Source organism: Paenibacillus sp. GCM10012306 (assembly GCF_042649265.1).
Lineage (GTDB): Bacteria > Bacillota > Bacilli > Paenibacillales > Paenibacillaceae > Paenibacillus_AQ.
Map to the genome: position 1 here is coordinate 138,830 of NZ_JBHRYW010000005.1, position 16,914 is coordinate 155,743.

Sequence of the window (16,914 nt, forward strand, 5' to 3'; positions counted from 1 at the left end):
GGAGCTGTAGGAGCGGTAGCGACCGCCTTTGTGTCCGGATTTCAACCGCGTATAGCGGAATAAATTGAAAGAAATCTGGAGACAATAGCGGCCGGAAGTCCAAATTTTTTTCGTAATGACGACCTTACCCCATATAAAGATCTTAGGTTCAATCTATAAAAAATGGAATCATGTTTGGATACTAGATAACTATGACTGAGGAGTGGAATGATTTGAATATTATTGACGAATTGGAATGGCGCGACGCCATTAATCAGCAGACAGATGCCGAAGGACTTCGGGAGCTCACGAATCAAAAAGCGGTCTCGCTGTACTGTGGGGTAGACCCAACAGGTGACAGCATGCATATTGGTCACTTGATTCCGTTCATGGTGCTCAAACGTTTTCAGTTGGCTGGACACCGTCCGGTGATTCTGATTGGTGGAGCAACGGGAACAATTGGTGATCCAAGCGGTCGGCAAAGCGAGCGTTCCCTGCAGACGCTGGAGCAAATTCAGGACAACGTGAATGCACTCTCGGCTCAATTGAAGAAGCTGTTCCTCACTGAGGGTGACAATCAGATGCGTATGGTGAACAACTACGATTGGACACATAAAATCAATGTTATTGAATTCCTGCGTGATTACGGTAAAAACTTCAGCATCAACTCGATGCTGGCGAAGGATGTAGTTGCTAGCCGACTGGAGAGCGGGATCTCTTTTACAGAGTTCTCTTACCAGATTCTACAGTCACTGGACTACTTGCACCTGTTCCAGAATGAGGATGTACAGCTGCAAATCGGCGGCTCCGACCAATGGGGGAACATTACCAGCGGTCTGGATCTGATCCGTAGAAAAGAAGGCTCTGAATCTAAAGCGTTTGGACTTACGATTCCGCTGATGCTGAAATCGGATGGCACCAAGTTTGGTAAATCCGCCGGTGGCGCGATCTGGCTTGATCCGAATAAAACAACGCCGTTCGAATTCTACCAATTCTGGGCTAACACTGACGACCGCGATGTTGTGAAATACCTGAAATACTTCACCTTCTTGTCGAAAGAGCAAATTGACGAATTGGCTGAAAAGGTACAGACCGAGCCGCATAAACGTGAAGCGCAAAAAGCGTTGGCTGAGGAAATGACGAGATTCGTTCATAGCGAAGAATTGCTGGAGCAAGCTAAGCGCATTACAGCAGCGCTGTTCAGCGGCGACATTAAATCTCTGACAGCTGATGAGATCGAGCAGGGCTTCAAGGAAATGCCGACATTTGAAGCTTCCCAAGAGTCGAAGAATATCGTTGATTGGCTCGTCGATCTGGGTATTGAACCGTCCAAGCGTCAAGCACGCGAAGACATTACGAAGGGTGCGATCTCGCTGAATGGCGAGCGTGTAACCGATGTGGCATTTGAAGTAACAGCGGATCAGGCGATCGGTGGCCGATTTATTATCATCCGTAAGGGTAAGAAGAACTACAGCTTGGTGAAATTGTCTAAGTAGCTTGTATCCCGATTGCTGGTATGTCAAGATTTTCGAATCCTGATGTGCCAGCAATTGTTATAAGGAGCGTGTAATGCTAACCGATCTGAATAATTCTGACACAGCCATCGTTGTTATTCATGAGATTTATGGGATCAATGGTCATATGATAAACACCTGCCAAGCGCTGTCTGAACGGTTGAAGGTTGATGTGTATTGCCCGGATTTGCTGGATAGAGAATCGTCTTTTCATTATGATGAAGAGAAATTGGCTTATGAGAATTTTGTTCATAACGTAGGTTTTGAGAAAGCCTTCTTGCGCATTAAAAGTCTACTTGGACAAATCAGAGGACAATATCATAGAGTGTTAGTACTCGGCTTCAGCGTGGGCGCAACAACCGCGTGGTTGTGTACGGAAGAAGATGGCTTATGTGATGGAGTCATAGGTTATTACGGTTCACGGATTAGAGATTACACGGATATTGCTCCGAAATGCCCGGTCTTGTTATTTTATCCTAAAGAGGAACAATCGTTTGATGTTGAAGAATTAAGCTCTACATTGCGAATGAAAAACAACGTTCGTGTTGAAGTTTTAGGCTCTAAACACGGGTTCAGCGACCCTGGGTCGAGCCATTATTGCCAGGAGTCAGCGCTCAAAGCTAATCATGAAATGATAGAATTTATAAAAACACTTCAGAGATAAGACCCTGAGGTGTTTTTTTTCTGAGTACAATCAAGCCGAATACGCTTCAGATAAAGATGCTGGCAGGACCTGCTATAGAGTAGGCTTACTAATGGGAGGCATCGAATTGTAATTTTGTGAAAATAGTAGTGCTTCCCCTCTATAGCTCTTAGGTACCTGGGCACATAGCATTATAGAAGGCACTATCAGGATCAGATAGAATTGATTTATGTCTATGACAGGAGGAAGATTACTGTGAACCTGAATGAAGCTAACACTAAACGGCTTGAAAGCTTAATGCTGGAACATCATTTGACGCATGCGGCGTCCTATTTGCTGCAAAATACAAGACAAACCATTAGCTGCACTAAAGGTGTGGTAGAAGACTATAACACACCATGTGTATCCAGAATTGGGGGAGACCCGGATCTTCCACATCAGATAGAGTGGCCTTTGACGGCAGATGGAGTACCGATGACCTTTGTAACACAGCTGAACCTCAAGGAATGTTCCCGGCATGAAGAGTCGGCGTTGCTTCCGGCTGAGGGGATGCTTTATTTCTTTGTGGGCTTGGATGAGCCAGCGTACAATATTGAACATCGCGTGCTTTTTGTACGGGAAGATCAGCTTGCTGGTGTAGAGCGGCGTGTATCTCCCGAAACGACAGTGCTGGAAGAGGAATTCAAAGGTTATCAGCTTGAAATTAAAGCCTCACTTGAAGCGCCGAATTATGCTTATGTCGATAGCGACAAGATCGAGAACGAAGCTGTGGGCTATGAGGAATATGAAGAATTTAGTTATGAGCTGAGTGACCGCCAGAGTAGCGAGGTAGCGCGGATGTTCGGTTATCCGATCGGCCAGCATGATGATGCGGAATATGAAGCGGCGTTGATGCTGCTGACTAATAAGAACTACAACTATAGCAAAGAAAAGGCGTTGGCGCAGATCACTAAGCATCTTGGCGGAGATGAGGTAGCAGCCATTCAAGAGATTGAGGATACGCTGATGCTTCTTGAGATAGAATCGGATAACGATGTGGGCTTCTGCTGGTGGGACGCTGGGTTACTGCACTTTTTTATCCGCAAGGAGGATTTATTAGCAGGGAATTTTAATCGTACGTATTGTTCGCTTTACTCTAGTTAACGGCAGGAGGACAAATGGATTATGACTGATGTTATAGATGAGCAAAAGGACTTCGGCTTCGCGAGAGTTTACGGCATTGAATTGAAATACAACAAGAAGCCCGAACTGGATAGGGACTTGCTGTTTGCGAAAATACAGGCCTATACGGGCCAAGTTGAAGAACCGGCAACTGGAGAGAAGGAAGATTCCAAGCTCGCCGTATGGGAGGCGAATGAAGCGGAACAGCAGGAAATGCTACACTTTTTCCACTTGAATTATCAGGTGCAGTACTCGGATGGGGAGGTCCCCGCTCAGACTTGTCTGATCGAATTGGAAAATCGTTCGGCTGATGATTACGTGACCGCTATTCAGCAGGCTTGGCATTGGCCGGAGGCAGGGCAGGTACTGGAGGGTTGTGACTACTCGCTGCTGCTGACAGACTTGATGAGCTCCGGATTGGAACCGAAAGCTAGATTGCAGCTATTAACAGGGACGCTCAGAGCCATCCTGGAAACGGCGCCTTGCGAAGCCATCTATTTTCGGGAGAGTGATAAACTGGTGGAACCCGGGGCCTACTTAGCTGCGGTGGAACAGGGTGCGATTTTGTATGGTGCGATGAATATACGTTTCTACAATGTGGAGGGCACCGGAAGCGGACGGCGGGAAGGTCTGATGGATTCATTGGGGCTTGCTGCGTTGGGGATACCGGATGTGCAATGTCACTTCTATGATCTGGAGCCGGGTGAAGTTGCTGGACAATTGACGGATATTGCTTATTATCTGTACGATCAGGGAGACATTGTTGGCGATGGCGAGACGATTGGTTTCACCGCAGAGATGCGCTGGCGCTGTGAGCACCAGTACGCACTGGCAGCACCGCATCGGGTCGTACTCGATATTGATCCGGGCGAGCCTTATTATGCTGGAAGGCAGGGGCATGCGGAGCGGTAACAAGGAGATAAAGGCAGGGTATATGAAAAAGAGGGGAAAACCCCTCTTTTTGTGCTGCTGGGGTATGGGTATTTAGCCTTTAATGATGGCCCGATACACAAATTTCGGTAAGGCGGATTGTCTTCGCCAGCGCGATTTTTGACCTTTTGCAACAGGTACAGTAAGTAATCTATGTAGCCACTCCAGATTGAGCTTCTTCCAAATTGTTGGAGTAGGGTTTACTTTTCCCGCAATAACGTCCAGGCTTCCGCCTACACCAAAAACTAACTTTACTCGGCTTAGTTCTTGCTTGTATTTATAAATCCATTTGTCGGAATAAGGTGCCCCCATTGCTAAAATGAGTATATCCGGCTGGGTATGCTGTATATTCTCCAGAATGCCAGCTTCTTCTTCTTTATTGAAAAAGCCATTATGCCGGCCGGCAATTTTAACATTTGGATAGCGTCTGCTGATTTCCTCTACAGCTTCACGGTTTGTCTCCTCGTCCGTCCCCAGAAAAAAGAAGCTCCAAGCCAATTCATTCCCTTGTTCCAAGAGCTGAAGGAGCAGATCATAACCGGTTACCCTTTCAGAGATAGGCTGCCCTTTTCTTTTGGAGGCAAGTACAATCCCAATCCCATCGGGAGTAATTAAATCAGCCTCTCTTACGATGGTTTGAAGTTCAGTGTCTGTTTGATGGGTTATTGTGATTTCGGGATTGGCTGTAATTAGATGATACAAATGAGGCTGTTCCTTTTGGATGTGTCTCGTTAGTTGTTGTGTAGTTTCATTAAGAGTTAACTTGGAGAAGGGCACCCCTAATATATTCACTGTACCTTCCACATAATCACCTTCCATTGCAGAGTATAGAAAGATTGTAACATAGTAGCTCTTTTAGGGTTGTATATTGCTATTTACCGTCGTACATGTTCCCTTATCAAATCTATCATTAGCGATCTCGAAGCTGGAAGATACTCTTCTTTTCGGAGCTGAAGCAGGCCAACCGGAATCGTAGAATCATTCATATCGACCTCTATTTTAACCAACCCCTTAGGCAAGTTAGTCGACTCTAGAACAACACCAACAACATCTAACTCCCGTACGAAGCCTGGAATGGCGGAAATTTGGCTTACGGTATTGAGAAATGGCGCTTTGTCGAACCGGGATAACTCTCTGGATAATCGCAAAGAATATAAGCAGGTGTGCCCACCAGCTATAAGTGGGAAACTCAGCAGGTCTGCGAACGATAGATTCACTTCTTGAGCTAATAGGTGGTTGGCAGGAACGATAAACGCGATCTTTTCTTCATACAATGGTTCAAAGCGAAAAGAGGACAAGTCTGCTGGTTCGCCGCAAATGGCAAAATCCAGCTCCTTATGCAGCAGCGCCTGTGACAGGAAATCGGTGTTCCCTAAGATAATGTTGCACGCGATCCGGGGCTTACGCTCCCTGAATTGGCGCAGTGCACCAGGAAGCACATGACCAGCTAAGGTTTCTAGCCCACCGATGGTTAAGGTCCCAATCTCGTCTTCTTGCAAGGCTCTGGCTTGCTCGGCGACATAATTCCAGTGCTGGATCAACTTGGCGACCTCTGACGCAAATATGACTCCTGCATCCGTTAACTCCGCTTCCCACCCTCGTTTAAAGAGCTGGATACCTAATTCTTTCTCCAAGCGCTGAATCTGATTCGTAATGGTGGATTGTGCGTAGTTCAATTTTGTCGCGGCTTTGGCGAACGTTCCCTCTTGAATAATAGTGTGAAAAGCAGTGAGTTCTCTTAGGTCCATGGTGGGCACCTCCATCTATATTTTAGAACAAGAGTATCATTTTATTCAATTATATAGATGAAGATAGAAGGCGTACAATGGAGACATCCCACAAAAGGAGCGAAAAACTACATGCCATTTATTCGTGTAAGCTACCAGGAAGGTCAGTACAAGCCGGAGGAGTTGCCTTTGATCAGCGAGGTGATTATGGAAGGTCTGATTGAACATTTTAATGTGCCGGAAGATGACTGTTTTCAGGTATTTCATGCCCATAAGCCTTACGAATTTTACTACAATCGGAATTATCTGAATGTCGAGCGGAGTGATCGGCTGTTGTATATTCAGGTCACTTTGAAGTCGGGCAGAAGCATTGCGCAGAAGACGGGTTTTTATAAAAGCTTGGCAGAAAACTTGGCGAGCAAGGTGAACATTAGACAAGATGATGTATTTGCAATATTAGTTGAAACGGAGTTTGAGGATTGGACGTTTGGGAACGGCATCGCGCAGATGATTCAAACCCCGGATAGCCAGAAGGAGGGTGGTTTGGTATGAAGCATCCCCTTATCCGGTCGAGTGCGCGAGATTCTTTTGGAGAGATCGCCCCCGCTTTTGTCCAATATTCCGAGGATGTTCTCTTCGGGGATGTATGGAGAAGGACAGAGCTGTCGCTTCGTGAGCGCAGTCTGATTACCATAGCTGCCTTGATTGCCGGAGGACAATCGGAGCAGTTGCCTTATCATCTCCGGCTGGCCCGGGATAATGGTCTCACTGAGGCTGAACTGGTCGAAGCGATGACCCATCTTGCCTTTTATGCAGGCTGGCCGCGGGCTGCTTTGGCGCTACAGGTTGCGAAGGAAGTGTTCGAGTGAAAGAAGAGGGTGTCTCAAAAGCCTGAACATCTGCTGACTGGGAGCATAATTCAGTCAACTGGCGCATCGAAACGAAATAAGAGCAATTTGGTACCTTAATTTTACGCAAAATCGGCTTATTGGGGAAATAAGTGCAAAAATGCACCTTATTTTCGCAGAAATAGCCTCTTTTCAACCAATGTTGAAGAATTAAGATGCATTTTTTCCCTTAATTACCGTTTTGCGAAAATATACGAGGAATTAAGGTGCATTTTTGCTTCTATTTCCTATTTACATCTATACATCCAAATAAAAACACAGATTTGTCTCAATTGAACAATCCCCCAGGGCGCTTATGCTCGGGGGATCGTTCAACAGTTAGATTTTTGCACAATTTCCCGCACACTTACGCTACAAGCGACGTTACCACGAACAGTTAGCCAACCGTTTACGCAGCAAGTTTGGTACTCATGCAGCAAACAGCGCATTCCCCATCAAAAAGCCAACTGTATACGCAACAAGCACGTTACCACGAACAGTTAGCCAACCGCTTACGTAACAAGCAACGTTACCACTATCAGTTAGTCAACCACTTACGCAGCAAGCAGCACTTTCCCCATCAGAAAGCCTGTCGCTAACGCAGCAAGTAGCGCGGTCCCCACCAGTCAGCCCACCGCTAACGCAGCAAGTAGTGCGATCCCCACCAGTCAGCCCACCGCTAACGCAGCAAGTAGCGCGATCCCCACCAGTCAGCCCACCGCTAACGCAACAAGTAGCACATTCCCCAACAGTCGGTCAACCACTTACGCGACAAGCAGCGCTTTCGCCTGCTCTTTGCCTGCTGCAAGCAGGTTGTCACTCAGGCTAGCATCGTTGACAGAGCGGGCCAGTATAACTGTGCCCACCATGGTACTGAGTAGCGCACTGCCGACGGACTTGTCCACCTCTGCGATATTTGAGATAAAGTCAATCATTCGCTCCAACTCTTGGGTGAAGATGTGCCTAACTTCCTCCGAGGCGCGGGAGATTTCGCTGGAGAGTGCGGGCAGGATGCAGCCCATTTCGGTCTGATCGCGGTGATGCTGGCTCAAATAGTAATGAATCACTGCATGAATCTTAGGGCTTTGTGTTTCCTCATCGGCGGCTTTTTGCAGAAGTGCAATGGTGTCACTGATGGCATACCGACAGACTTCGGCTACCAGCTGTTCTTTATTTTCAAAGTGTGAGTAGAACCCTCCATGGGTCAGTCCTGCCCCTTTCATAATGAAGGGAACGCTGATCTCACGGATGCCATGGGTGCGAAAAGCCTGGGCTGCACTTTCGATGATTTTGCCGCGAACCTTTAACTTATGTCCTTCGGGATAAGGCATATCCATCACTCCGTTATTGTATATAGATGAATTCTTAAAATATTATAATCATCATAAAAAAGAGTGTCAAATTCACTTTACCGGTCTGTCTTTCATGAGAAATGAATAAAGTAGGCTATTGACGATTCTAAAATATGATGATAATAATATATTACGCTCATAATATTTTAAAAATAAAGGATCGGAGGTAACAAAACATGAGTCAGGTTGAAGTGATAGATACATTAGTTATTGGATCAGGTCCAGGGGGATATGTAGCAGCCCAGCGTTCCGCCCAGCTCGGATTGAAGACGGCAGTTGTCGAACGTGATCGTCTTGGTGGCGTCTGCACCCATGTGGGTTGTATTCCCTCCAAAGCATTAATTGCGGAATCACATCGCTTCAGTGCATTCAGAGAGTTGACAACCGTGGATTCATCAGCTTCTTTTGGAAATGCCCAGGCATTCAAGCAGGCGGTTGTGAATAAGCAGTCGAGTGGCGTAGGTTATTTGATGAAATCTGCCGGAGTGACCGTTCTGGAAGGCGAAGCGAGCCTGCTGGATGAGCATACGGCGCGTATTACTAAGGATGGGCAAGAACAGGTCGTTACATTTAAAAATGCCATTCTGGCAACAGGTTCCCGTCCGATTGAGCTGCCATCACTGCCATTTGGCGGGCGTATCCTGTCTTCCACCGAGGCGTTGTCGCTCTCCGAAATTCCGCAGAGTCTGGCCATCATCGGGGGAGGATACATCGGCGTAGAGCTTGGTCAAATGTATGCCAAATTCGGTACAAAGGTCACGATTCTCGAAGGAGGAGGACAAGTGCTGCCAGGATTCGAAGCGGAGCTTGCGGCACCTGTGATCAAACAGCTGAAGGCTGACGGTATCCAGATCATCACCGGGGCAATTGCTTCTAAGGCTGACCAGGGTGAAGACAACATTACACTGCATTATTCAAAAGATCAGGAGCAGCATCAGTTGACCGTAGAATACGCGCTGATTACCGTTGGCAGAAAGCCGAATACAGACGGCAATCTGGGCCTGGACCGCATTGGCTTGCAGGTTACGAATAGAGGTTTGATTGAGACCGACGCACAATGCCGGACGGCTATCCCGCACATTTTTGCAATTGGAGACATTACCGCTGGCCCAGCGCTTGCACATAAGGCTTCTTATGAAGCGAAAATTGCCGCCGAGGCCATCGCAGGACATACAGCGTCTATAGTTGATTACAAAGCTCTGCCGCTGGTCGTTTTTTCCGAGCCGGAGTTAACAAGCGTTGGTTTGAGTGAGACGGAGGCCCGGGCGAAAGGGATATCCGTGGTCATCGGTAAGTCACCATTTTCTATTAATGGTAGAGCGTTGGCCCTGAAGGCAGTGGATGGTTTTGTGAAAATCATTGCGGATGGGAATTCGGGGATTGTAGTGGGTGCGCAAATCGTTGGTGTAGAGGCGTCCACCCTTATTTCGGAGCTGGGACTGGCTATTGAGATGGGGGCTACTGCCCTGGATCTTGCCATGACCATTCATCCCCATCCTACTTTGGGAGAAGTGATTATGGAGGCTGCCGAAAGTGCTGCCAAGAAAGTTAAGATCCACGCATAGAAATTATCAGATTAAAGGGGAGTCATAAGAATGAAATTCAAAGCAGGTCTATCTATTGGTTTAGCGGTCATATTGATCGCAGGCGGTGTACTTCTAACTGTTAAAGGCAATGATGCTGTCACTCAGGCAGAGCATAGAAAACAGGGGATTCTTGAGGCAGAGCAGACACCGGTCCTTTATGATAAAAGTCCGGGGGCTATTGTGAAGGTTAACGGTGCCGAAGGCGATTCCGTGAAGCAAGGACAGAGTCTGTTCACCGTTCAAGCGGCTGATGGCACGGAATCGGATATTTTGGCGCCGGGAGATGGGCTGCTTAATAGAGTAGTAGTCAAGCCAGGAGATAAGCTGCAGCCGGGAATGCCGGTAGCTGTCTTGCAAAAGAATACGTATTATACCGATCTTTATGTCCAGGAAGAGGTTATTCAAAAGCTTAAGCTTAATCAGAATGTTGCTGTTCATTTTCGTAATTTGGATGAGCCAGTTGAGGTCGAGGGCGCGGTGGCTTCCATTGCAGCTGCACCTCAATTCGCCAGCCTGCGGATGACGCGTGAGAAAGGGCAAGCGGATTTAAGCATGTTCCTGGTCAGAATATCTATGGATGCCAAGGCTGAACTGCTTCCCGGCATGACAGCGGAGGTCGATCTTGATGAACTCGCTAATTGACGAGTGGAAATTCGTAGCGGGCAGTAAGTATGTTCGGACGATTTTTATCGCTCCGCTGATTGCGGCCCTGTTCTTTGGTTTAATGTTCTCTCACAATCAGATTAACAAGTCACCCGTTGTAGTGATTGACGAGGATCACAGTTCCTATTCCCGGTCACTGATTAACAAATTAAATGCATCCCAATATATGAAGGTCACGAATGTTTTTCCTAATCGAATGGACCCTGACACCTTGCTGGCTAATGAAAAAGCAGTAGCAGTCATTATGCTGCCAAGCCAGTTAGAGCTGCGCCAGCTTCAGGGGAAATCTTCAAATATCGGAATACTAATGGATAATTCTATGCCTTCCGGGTTAACCGGCGTTCGAACCGCGATTTCTGAGGTCATCCAGACGGAAAATACGACAATCTCCCTGACCCGGCTGGGCCGGAGCGGAATGGATGCCGACTCTTCCAAGGGACTGGTGTCTCCGTTAGCCCTTCAACAACGAATGCTGTTCAACCCGACTACTAGCTATGTTAGCTTTATGGTTCTGGGCTTCGTAAATATCGTCGTCTTAATGATTACTACTACCGCGGCGGGCTCCGTTGCCCCCCGGCTCAGACGCGAAGGTAAGCTGTTCGCAGGTGGTGGCAATCCGGCACAGCTGTGGCTTCGCAGCGTTCCGTACGCTGTATTGAGTGCACTTTCCTTATTCTTGAGCTACGGACTCCTTAAACAGTTAGGTAGTATGCGCTTTGAGGCATCACCTTTTCTATTCTTGATTCCGTTACTGGTCTATTCATTTGCTTTATCAATTTTGGGAATGCTTTTAGGGTATTCTGCAAAAGATATTTCCAAGGTTGGTTCCCGGACCAGTATCGTATTGTACCCTTCCTTTTTGGTGACGGGTATTCAGTTGAGTCCGCTTGCGTTCCCGAAAGCTTTTCAAATTTCCGCTTGGGCTTTGCCAATGAATTGGCTTAACCGTCTTATTCGCGGAATGGGGTTCCGCGGGGGCTCCCTGACCGCTTACAGTCTGGAGATCGGAGCACTACTAATTATTATTGGTGCTGCGGCTTTGTTCATTGGTTTACTGATGCTGCGTGAAGCAGGGAAAGCGGAGGTTGCTCTGGAACAATAGAGGTTTGACATAACACCTAAAGGTGTTATAATTAGATGTGAACCCAAATGGTGTTACATTTAAACCTGGAGGCCAGTTATGTCAACTCAAGAATCATTACCAGAAATCCGTCAGACTATTGTTCTTAATGCGCCGATTGAAAAAGTATGGAAGGCTGTTGCCACGGCAGAGGGAATGGCCGCATGGTGGATGCCAAGTACATTTGAACCCATATTAGGACATGAATTTATCCTTCACGCCGGGCCATATGGAGATTCTCCTTGTAAACTAACAGAGCTTGACCCACCGAACCGGGTTGGTTTCGACTGGGGTAAGGATTGGCATCTGACCTTTGAATTGAAAGAGATCGATGGCAAAACAGAATTCACCTTGATTCATTCCGGCTGGGACCCGAACAAGATGACCGAATTTGGTCAACCACATCCAATTGTCCGTGGCTTCATGAACAGCGGCTGGGAGAAAATCGTGCAGGAGAAGCTTCCTGCCTACCTCGAGGCTTAATATGCCTGTTGCGGAATCTGGTCATGATGTCTTTCAAGCCATCGCAGATCCTACCCGCCGCAGTTTGTTAAAGCTATTGGCGGATAAGGAAATGTCCATTGCATCTATTACCGATTGCTACCCGATCAGCCGAACGGCTGTTAATAAGCATTTGCAGGTTCTATCCGATGCACAGCTTGTCAGCAGCCAGAAGGTCGGACGGGAGACCCGGTACAGACTTCAGCCGGAGCCTTTGGCGGAGCTGCAGGAATGGCTGGCATTCTTTGAGCACTATTGGTCCAATAAGTTATTGGCCCTTAAAGATTTTGTCGAGGCTGACTCTGATGACAATTAAAAGAACCGGGAGGCGTGTGATTGCACGCTTCCCGGTTCTTTGCTGTGTCTATCGCAAACGCTGAGTCTGTCGCAAACGCTGAGTCTATCGCTAACGGCTGTGTCTATTGCTAAAGCTTGTACCTTCTGCTATCAACTACATCTGTTGCTATAGCTGTTATATGTTAAGGATTCAGCCGGATTGCTTGGTTTTCGCCGGGCCGGATAGTTCACCTATCGCCAAAGAGGCCAGAATAACAACAAGTGCAGCGATAGAGGTCCAGGCCAAGTGATCACCTAAGATCAACGTGCCGAGCAGGATACCGAACAACGGAACCAGATAGTTGGTTAACGCTGTGAAGGCGGCGCCGGTTCGTCTGACCAGTGTGTTGTACAGCATGTAGACTAGCCCGGCATGGAAAACCCCAAGGATGATGACATATATAATCTGCTGCCCGCTCAAGTGCAACTGCAGCGGATGCTCAAAGATAAAGGCCAACGGCACAAGGACAACCGATGCCACGAGCAAAACGTTGCGCATCGCGAGAATTGACGATATGGGCGGAAGGCGCTTAATCAGCAGCAGGGAAGCTGCGAAGCTGATTGCAGCACCGAGCAGTGCGGCATAACCGATAAAGCTTCCTTTTCCAGCCAAGGACGTCGACGACAGATCCGGAGCGAACAGCAGGCAGAGGCCTGCGAAGCCGATCAGTACACTCAGCCATTTTTGCCAGGATACCTTCTCGCTGGGTGCAAAGATTTTCACAAAAACAATGGTAAAGATCGGTATGGAACCTAACAAAATCGAAGCGGTGCTGCTGTTGAGATATTGCTGCCCCCAGCCAATCAAGATGAAGGGAACCACGGCTTCAAACAAACCGATCAGGATAAAGGACTTCCAGGTGCCGGTTGGCAGGGGTGTACGTTCCTTTTTACCTGTGAATAGATACAGTACAGCAAGGGTAATGGTGCCCAGCACAGCTTTGCTGGCAGCCAGTATAATCGGCGTAATGTTGCTAATAACCAGGTCCACAAAGAAGAATTGGGAACCCCAGATCAGGCCGATGCCTAAGAGCAGCATGTAGTTTAATCGTTTCATCGTTCAATCCCTACCTTCTTCTATATGATGATTGTCTTCATCATCTTAGAGCGGAGTGGTCCTTGATTCAATGTATTAAAAGGCTATCTGTATCGGTACATCAGCAGAGAAGGCAATCTATTGATCTCGCAACCGCCAGACAAACATAAGAATAGGTATCAAAAATAAAAAGACGACAGGCCCAAAATAATAGGCTTGTCGTCTTTTTTTACATTAATGTTCCTTATATCATAATATTCTGCGGTGCATCGAGGAATCTTTTAAAATTCGGAAAGGGCGCAAGTCCGGTTGATAATCGCCTTACCCGACTTTTCTAACTTTGGGGTAACGCTCGCCCAGTCGCGTGGCAGCCAATAGTGCGATCCGTTCTGCTTTGACAAGCAAGCTCCGATCTCTGATTCGGGCTAATTTGAGCGCCTCAAGGACTGGAATGGTGCGGCTAGCCACATTCGTGACTAGATATCCCTTTGCTGCAACTTTCGCGTATGAGCCTGTCACATTCCAGGTGGATGAAGAGCCTTTTTTTCGCTGAACCATTATCCGCATGTCGAACGGCTTGTGCCCAATTTGAGCCAGTTGCAGACGCCTTTGGACAATATATCCACGATCACTGTTTGTTTTACGAAGCCATTGGAGTAATTTATCGGTATCTTTCATAGTGACCGCATTCTTTTCGTTATGAATACGATAGACTTCGCACCGCTCCGTTTAATGAACACGATATCCCTTCCGTAACGCCCATCGCGAGGTTTTAATACGACGCTTTGATATTGAAGCAGCATCTTCGTTAAAGCGTCTTTCGTGAACAACTGTGTTTCAGGCAACCGTCCGGCGAGAGAGGAACCATTGCGAAGGATGCGATACTGCAACCATTTGTCTCTTTTCATTAACATTGGAATCACAGCCTTTTTCAATCTTCTACGGTAATTCTAAGTCAAATTAGTGAGCAGCATAAGTGGATATTCGTCCATATTTATGAGCCAAGGGGTTGTGAGTCCTGTTAAGGATGACCTTAGAACTTGCCGTTACAGCCAGTACGGTGAACATTACATAAGTAAGAGTAAGTTAATGGTGAGTGATTGGGAGGATTTTCTAAAGAGATATGGAATTTTAATGCAGAAGCTTATTTACGCTCATATGCATTCCTCTTGAACAGGATTTTCAACTAGAAAGGTTGGTTTTAAATGCCGTTAACGACTGAGGGCCAATTAGTGGACGAAATCGCGAGCTGGCTGAAAAAGTATTTTTCGATTGAGGTGCTGTCTGCCAAGCGTGTAAGGCGTGGGCTAAAGAACGAAAAGTGGATTGTCGAGACGAACAAGGGTTGGATGTTCGCCAAAAGCTATCACCCCGGGCGATTTAAAATGCATGATCCGGAGTTTCGCGGCAAGATTGAAAATGCGCTGCAGCTGCAGCTTCTTTTTTATCAGTCGGGTGGACTGTGTCCTGAGCCGTTGACGTTGGAAGGGCGCTGTATGAACATCTTACCGTGCGGAAGGTACATGACCGTTATGACGTGCTGTCCGGGCGCTATGGTGCCTGCTGGCATAATCGGTGAGCGTAAAATGCACTCACTCGGACGAGCTGCTGCGGATATGCATGCCTTCTGGGATTCCGCGGTGATATTAGGGCTTCAAGCAGCAGTGCCGCCGGAGGAACCAATTTGGCGGTTGTCTCGCGAGGAGATGGAGCGCACCTGGGAGGTAAGTTGGGAAGCGGCTCGTAACTCGTCTGTGCGTGTCCGAAACGCAACGCAATTACAGAAAGCGATAATTGATTCACTTGAAGACAATGATTTTACGCCTCTGACTCCGGGCTGGGCTCATCTCGATCTGTGGGCAGACAACCTGCTTTTCGAAGGAGACACGTTGGCAGCCATCGTTGATTTCGACCGAGCACGCTATTCGTTTCCTGCAATGGACCTCGGACGGGCTGTCCTTTCCGGCACGCTCAGTGAGCGCGGGTTCGACAAGGATGCTGTGGCCGCTTTCACTGAAGGCTACCGTAGTGTGCGGCTGCTGCCACCGGGCTCGCTATTGAGGGCTATCAAGTACGTCTGGTGTATTGAATCATTTTGGTGGATCCAGCCGTCGCTCGAATCTTCCAGCGTGGTCCCTGTCCGTTTTGCTGAGGAAATGGTTCAAACCGCGAAACGTTGGGAGCAACTCGACGGCCTTCTTGGAGGCATCTAAGGCTGGCCTTTAAACTTGCCGTTACAGGCTGGGAAAAGTGTTAGAAGTGTCGATGCTGGCAGTGAATGCGCTTCTGATGGTACTTTCGCTTAGCAGAAAGAGATGCCTTAGATCACGATCGTGAAGGGTAAGATGTGCTTGTGTCTCGACATACTGACTTTTTCGTGCAGAAAATGCAAGGTATTCATTTTGTATCTATCATAAAATTTATCTAGAAAGGAGGGAAAACGATGGATTGGTTGGACAGGATGAATAGCGCCATGGAATATATCGAAACAAACCTAGCGGACAATATCTTATATGATGAAATAGCGCAGAGAGCTTGTTGCTCTACTTACCATTTTCAACGAATGTTTCCGTTTATTACTGGAGTATCGTTATCTGAGTACATTCGGCGTCGACGGTTGACATTGGCAGCATTTGAACTGCAAACAACAGATGCAAAGGTTATTGATATAGCTATGAAATATGGATATGATTCGCCAGAGGCGTTTGCACGGGCGTTTAAGAATCTTCATGGGATCATGCCGATATCTGCGCGCGATAAAGGCGTTTCTCTAAAAGCCTATCCTCGAATGTCCTTTCACATTTCAATTAAAGGAGATATCGAAATGAATTACCGCATTGAATCAAAAGGGCCTTTTGAGATGTTTGGAGCTTATGGTCTGGTCAATTCCGATCCCCAAAAAGTATATGATGAAGTTGCTCAATTCCGTCAACAATGTGATGTAGATGGCAGTGTTGAAGGGATGAACGGATTACTGGGACGCTTTAGTAACACGATCTTGCACGCTGCCTTATATGATCATACTGGAACATCTTTTAAATACATGGTGAGTTATTTTTTACCAAAAGGGCTTGAGATTCCGGAGAGATTTACAAAACTTTCTGTCCCGGAACTAACGTGGGCGATTTTCCCGGAACCACAATGTGATTTAATTAAGTTATGGGGACGGATTTATTCCGAATGGTTCCCGACATCGGAATACGAACAGGTTGAAGGCCCTAGTTTCGAGATGTATTATGGAACGGGAGAGTATGTTACTGGGGAGATTTGGATTCCGGTGAAGAAAAAATAATCTTTTACTCGAGTGAATGTATTGCATTCCAACGAAGATGATAGTTGAATAAAGCGAAATCAAAGGAAGGCCATCCTCAATGGATGGCCTAAAAAGCTTGCCTTTACAGACGCGCGGTGAACCGTATCACAAATAGTGGTAAAGCGGAGAGTCGAACTAAAGGTAGACATTGCGACGCTAAATCTAG

General features: G+C 47.1%; 17 protein-coding genes and 1 pseudogene. 13 read left to right on the top strand and 5 right to left on the bottom strand.

The features are described 5' to 3' along the window. Positions 1-212 precede the first annotated feature (212 nt). From tyrS to ACFORK_RS13345, 4 genes are all read left to right on the top strand, one after another. Positions 213-1,475 carry a tyrosine--tRNA ligase gene (tyrS, locus tag ACFORK_RS13330; RefSeq protein WP_379199987.1) on the top strand — a complete coding sequence of 421 codons (1,263 nt, stop codon included), beginning with the start codon at positions 213-215 and terminating at the stop codon, positions 1,473-1,475. Between the two features lie 73 nt (positions 1,476-1,548). Continuing rightward, positions 1,549-2,157 carry a dienelactone hydrolase family protein gene (locus ACFORK_RS13335; protein ID WP_379199581.1) on the top strand — a complete coding sequence of 203 codons (609 nt, stop codon included), beginning with the start codon at positions 1,549-1,551 and terminating at the stop codon, positions 2,155-2,157. 234 nt (positions 2,158-2,391) lie between these two features. Continuing rightward, positions 2,392-3,279 (top strand): DUF1963 domain-containing protein, encoded by an 888-nt coding sequence (locus ACFORK_RS13340; RefSeq protein ID WP_379199583.1) that lies wholly within the window; start codon positions 2,392-2,394, stop codon positions 3,277-3,279. A 21-nt stretch (positions 3,280-3,300) separates the two neighbouring features. Then, on the top strand, positions 3,301-4,209 hold the full coding sequence (locus ACFORK_RS13345) for a DUF4261 domain-containing protein (RefSeq protein WP_379199585.1): 909 nt from the start codon (positions 3,301-3,303) through the stop codon (positions 4,207-4,209). Positions 4,210-4,281: 72 nt separating this feature from the next. Here ACFORK_RS13345 and ACFORK_RS13350 read toward each other — a convergent pair whose 3' ends face one another. Then, positions 4,282-5,046, bottom strand: coding sequence for a WecB/TagA/CpsF family glycosyltransferase (locus ACFORK_RS13350; RefSeq protein WP_379199587.1), 765 nt, complete (start codon positions 5,044-5,046; stop codon positions 4,282-4,284). Between the two features lie 56 nt (positions 5,047-5,102). After that, entirely contained in the window at positions 5,103-5,975 is an 873-nt protein-coding gene (locus ACFORK_RS13355; protein WP_379199589.1) for a LysR family transcriptional regulator, read from the bottom strand. Between the two features lie 111 nt (positions 5,976-6,086). Here ACFORK_RS13355 and ACFORK_RS13360 point away from each other — a divergent pair, with 111 nt between their 5' ends. Then, positions 6,087-6,506, top strand: a complete 420-nt coding sequence (locus ACFORK_RS13360) for a tautomerase family protein (protein ID WP_379199591.1) — start codon at positions 6,087-6,089, stop codon at positions 6,504-6,506. Then, on the top strand, positions 6,503-6,823 hold the full coding sequence (locus ACFORK_RS13365) for a carboxymuconolactone decarboxylase family protein (RefSeq protein ID WP_379199593.1): 321 nt from the start codon (positions 6,503-6,505) through the stop codon (positions 6,821-6,823). The genes ACFORK_RS13360 and ACFORK_RS13365 overlap by 4 nt, the downstream gene beginning before the upstream one ends. A 782-nt stretch (positions 6,824-7,605) precedes the next feature. On the opposite strand, the gene ACFORK_RS13370 is transcribed toward ACFORK_RS13365, so the two are convergent. Continuing rightward, a complete protein-coding gene (locus ACFORK_RS13370; protein ID WP_379199595.1) occupies positions 7,606-8,172 on the bottom strand; it encodes a TetR/AcrR family transcriptional regulator in 567 nt (188 codons plus the stop codon). A 197-nt stretch (positions 8,173-8,369) separates the two neighbouring features. Here ACFORK_RS13370 and lpdA point away from each other — a divergent pair, with 197 nt between their 5' ends. The 5 genes from lpdA (at position 8,370) to ACFORK_RS13395 (ending at position 12,379) form a co-directional block, all read left to right on the top strand. Then, positions 8,370-9,758, top strand: a complete 1,389-nt coding sequence (gene lpdA / locus ACFORK_RS13375) for a dihydrolipoyl dehydrogenase (protein ID WP_379199597.1) — start codon at positions 8,370-8,372, stop codon at positions 9,756-9,758. A 30-nt stretch (positions 9,759-9,788) separates the two neighbouring features. Then, positions 9,789-10,421: a biotin/lipoyl-containing protein gene (locus ACFORK_RS13380; protein ID WP_379199599.1), complete on the top strand. Its 633-nt coding sequence runs from the start codon at positions 9,789-9,791 to the stop codon at positions 10,419-10,421. After that, positions 10,405-11,544 (top strand): ABC transporter permease, encoded by a 1,140-nt coding sequence (locus tag ACFORK_RS13385; RefSeq protein ID WP_379199601.1) that lies wholly within the window; start codon positions 10,405-10,407, stop codon positions 11,542-11,544. Before ACFORK_RS13380 ends, ACFORK_RS13385 begins: the two co-directional genes overlap by 17 nt. A 78-nt stretch (positions 11,545-11,622) precedes the next feature. Then, positions 11,623-12,045 carry an SRPBCC family protein gene (locus ACFORK_RS13390; RefSeq protein ID WP_379199603.1) on the top strand — a complete coding sequence of 141 codons (423 nt, stop codon included), beginning with the start codon at positions 11,623-11,625 and terminating at the stop codon, positions 12,043-12,045. 1 nt (position 12,046) lies between these two features. Next, positions 12,047-12,379, top strand: a complete 333-nt coding sequence (locus ACFORK_RS13395; protein WP_379199605.1) for an ArsR/SmtB family transcription factor — start codon at positions 12,047-12,049, stop codon at positions 12,377-12,379. A 171-nt stretch (positions 12,380-12,550) separates the two neighbouring features. Here the strand turns inward: ACFORK_RS13395 and ACFORK_RS13400 are convergent, their stop codons facing one another. Next, a complete protein-coding gene (locus tag ACFORK_RS13400; protein WP_379199607.1) occupies positions 12,551-13,456 on the bottom strand; it encodes a DMT family transporter in 906 nt (301 codons plus the stop codon). Between the two features lie 300 nt (positions 13,457-13,756). After that, positions 13,757-14,349: pseudogene (locus ACFORK_RS13405) on the bottom strand (YheC/YheD family protein). Positions 14,350-14,667: 318 nt separating this feature from the next. On the opposite strand from ACFORK_RS13405, the gene ACFORK_RS13410 reads away from it, so the two are divergent. Then, a complete protein-coding gene (locus ACFORK_RS13410; protein WP_379199609.1) occupies positions 14,668-15,648 on the top strand; it encodes a phosphotransferase in 981 nt (326 codons plus the stop codon). Between the two features lie 230 nt (positions 15,649-15,878). After that, positions 15,879-16,727: an AraC family transcriptional regulator gene (locus ACFORK_RS13415; RefSeq protein ID WP_379199611.1), complete on the top strand. Its 849-nt coding sequence runs from the start codon at positions 15,879-15,881 to the stop codon at positions 16,725-16,727. Positions 16,728-16,914 lie beyond the last annotated feature (187 nt).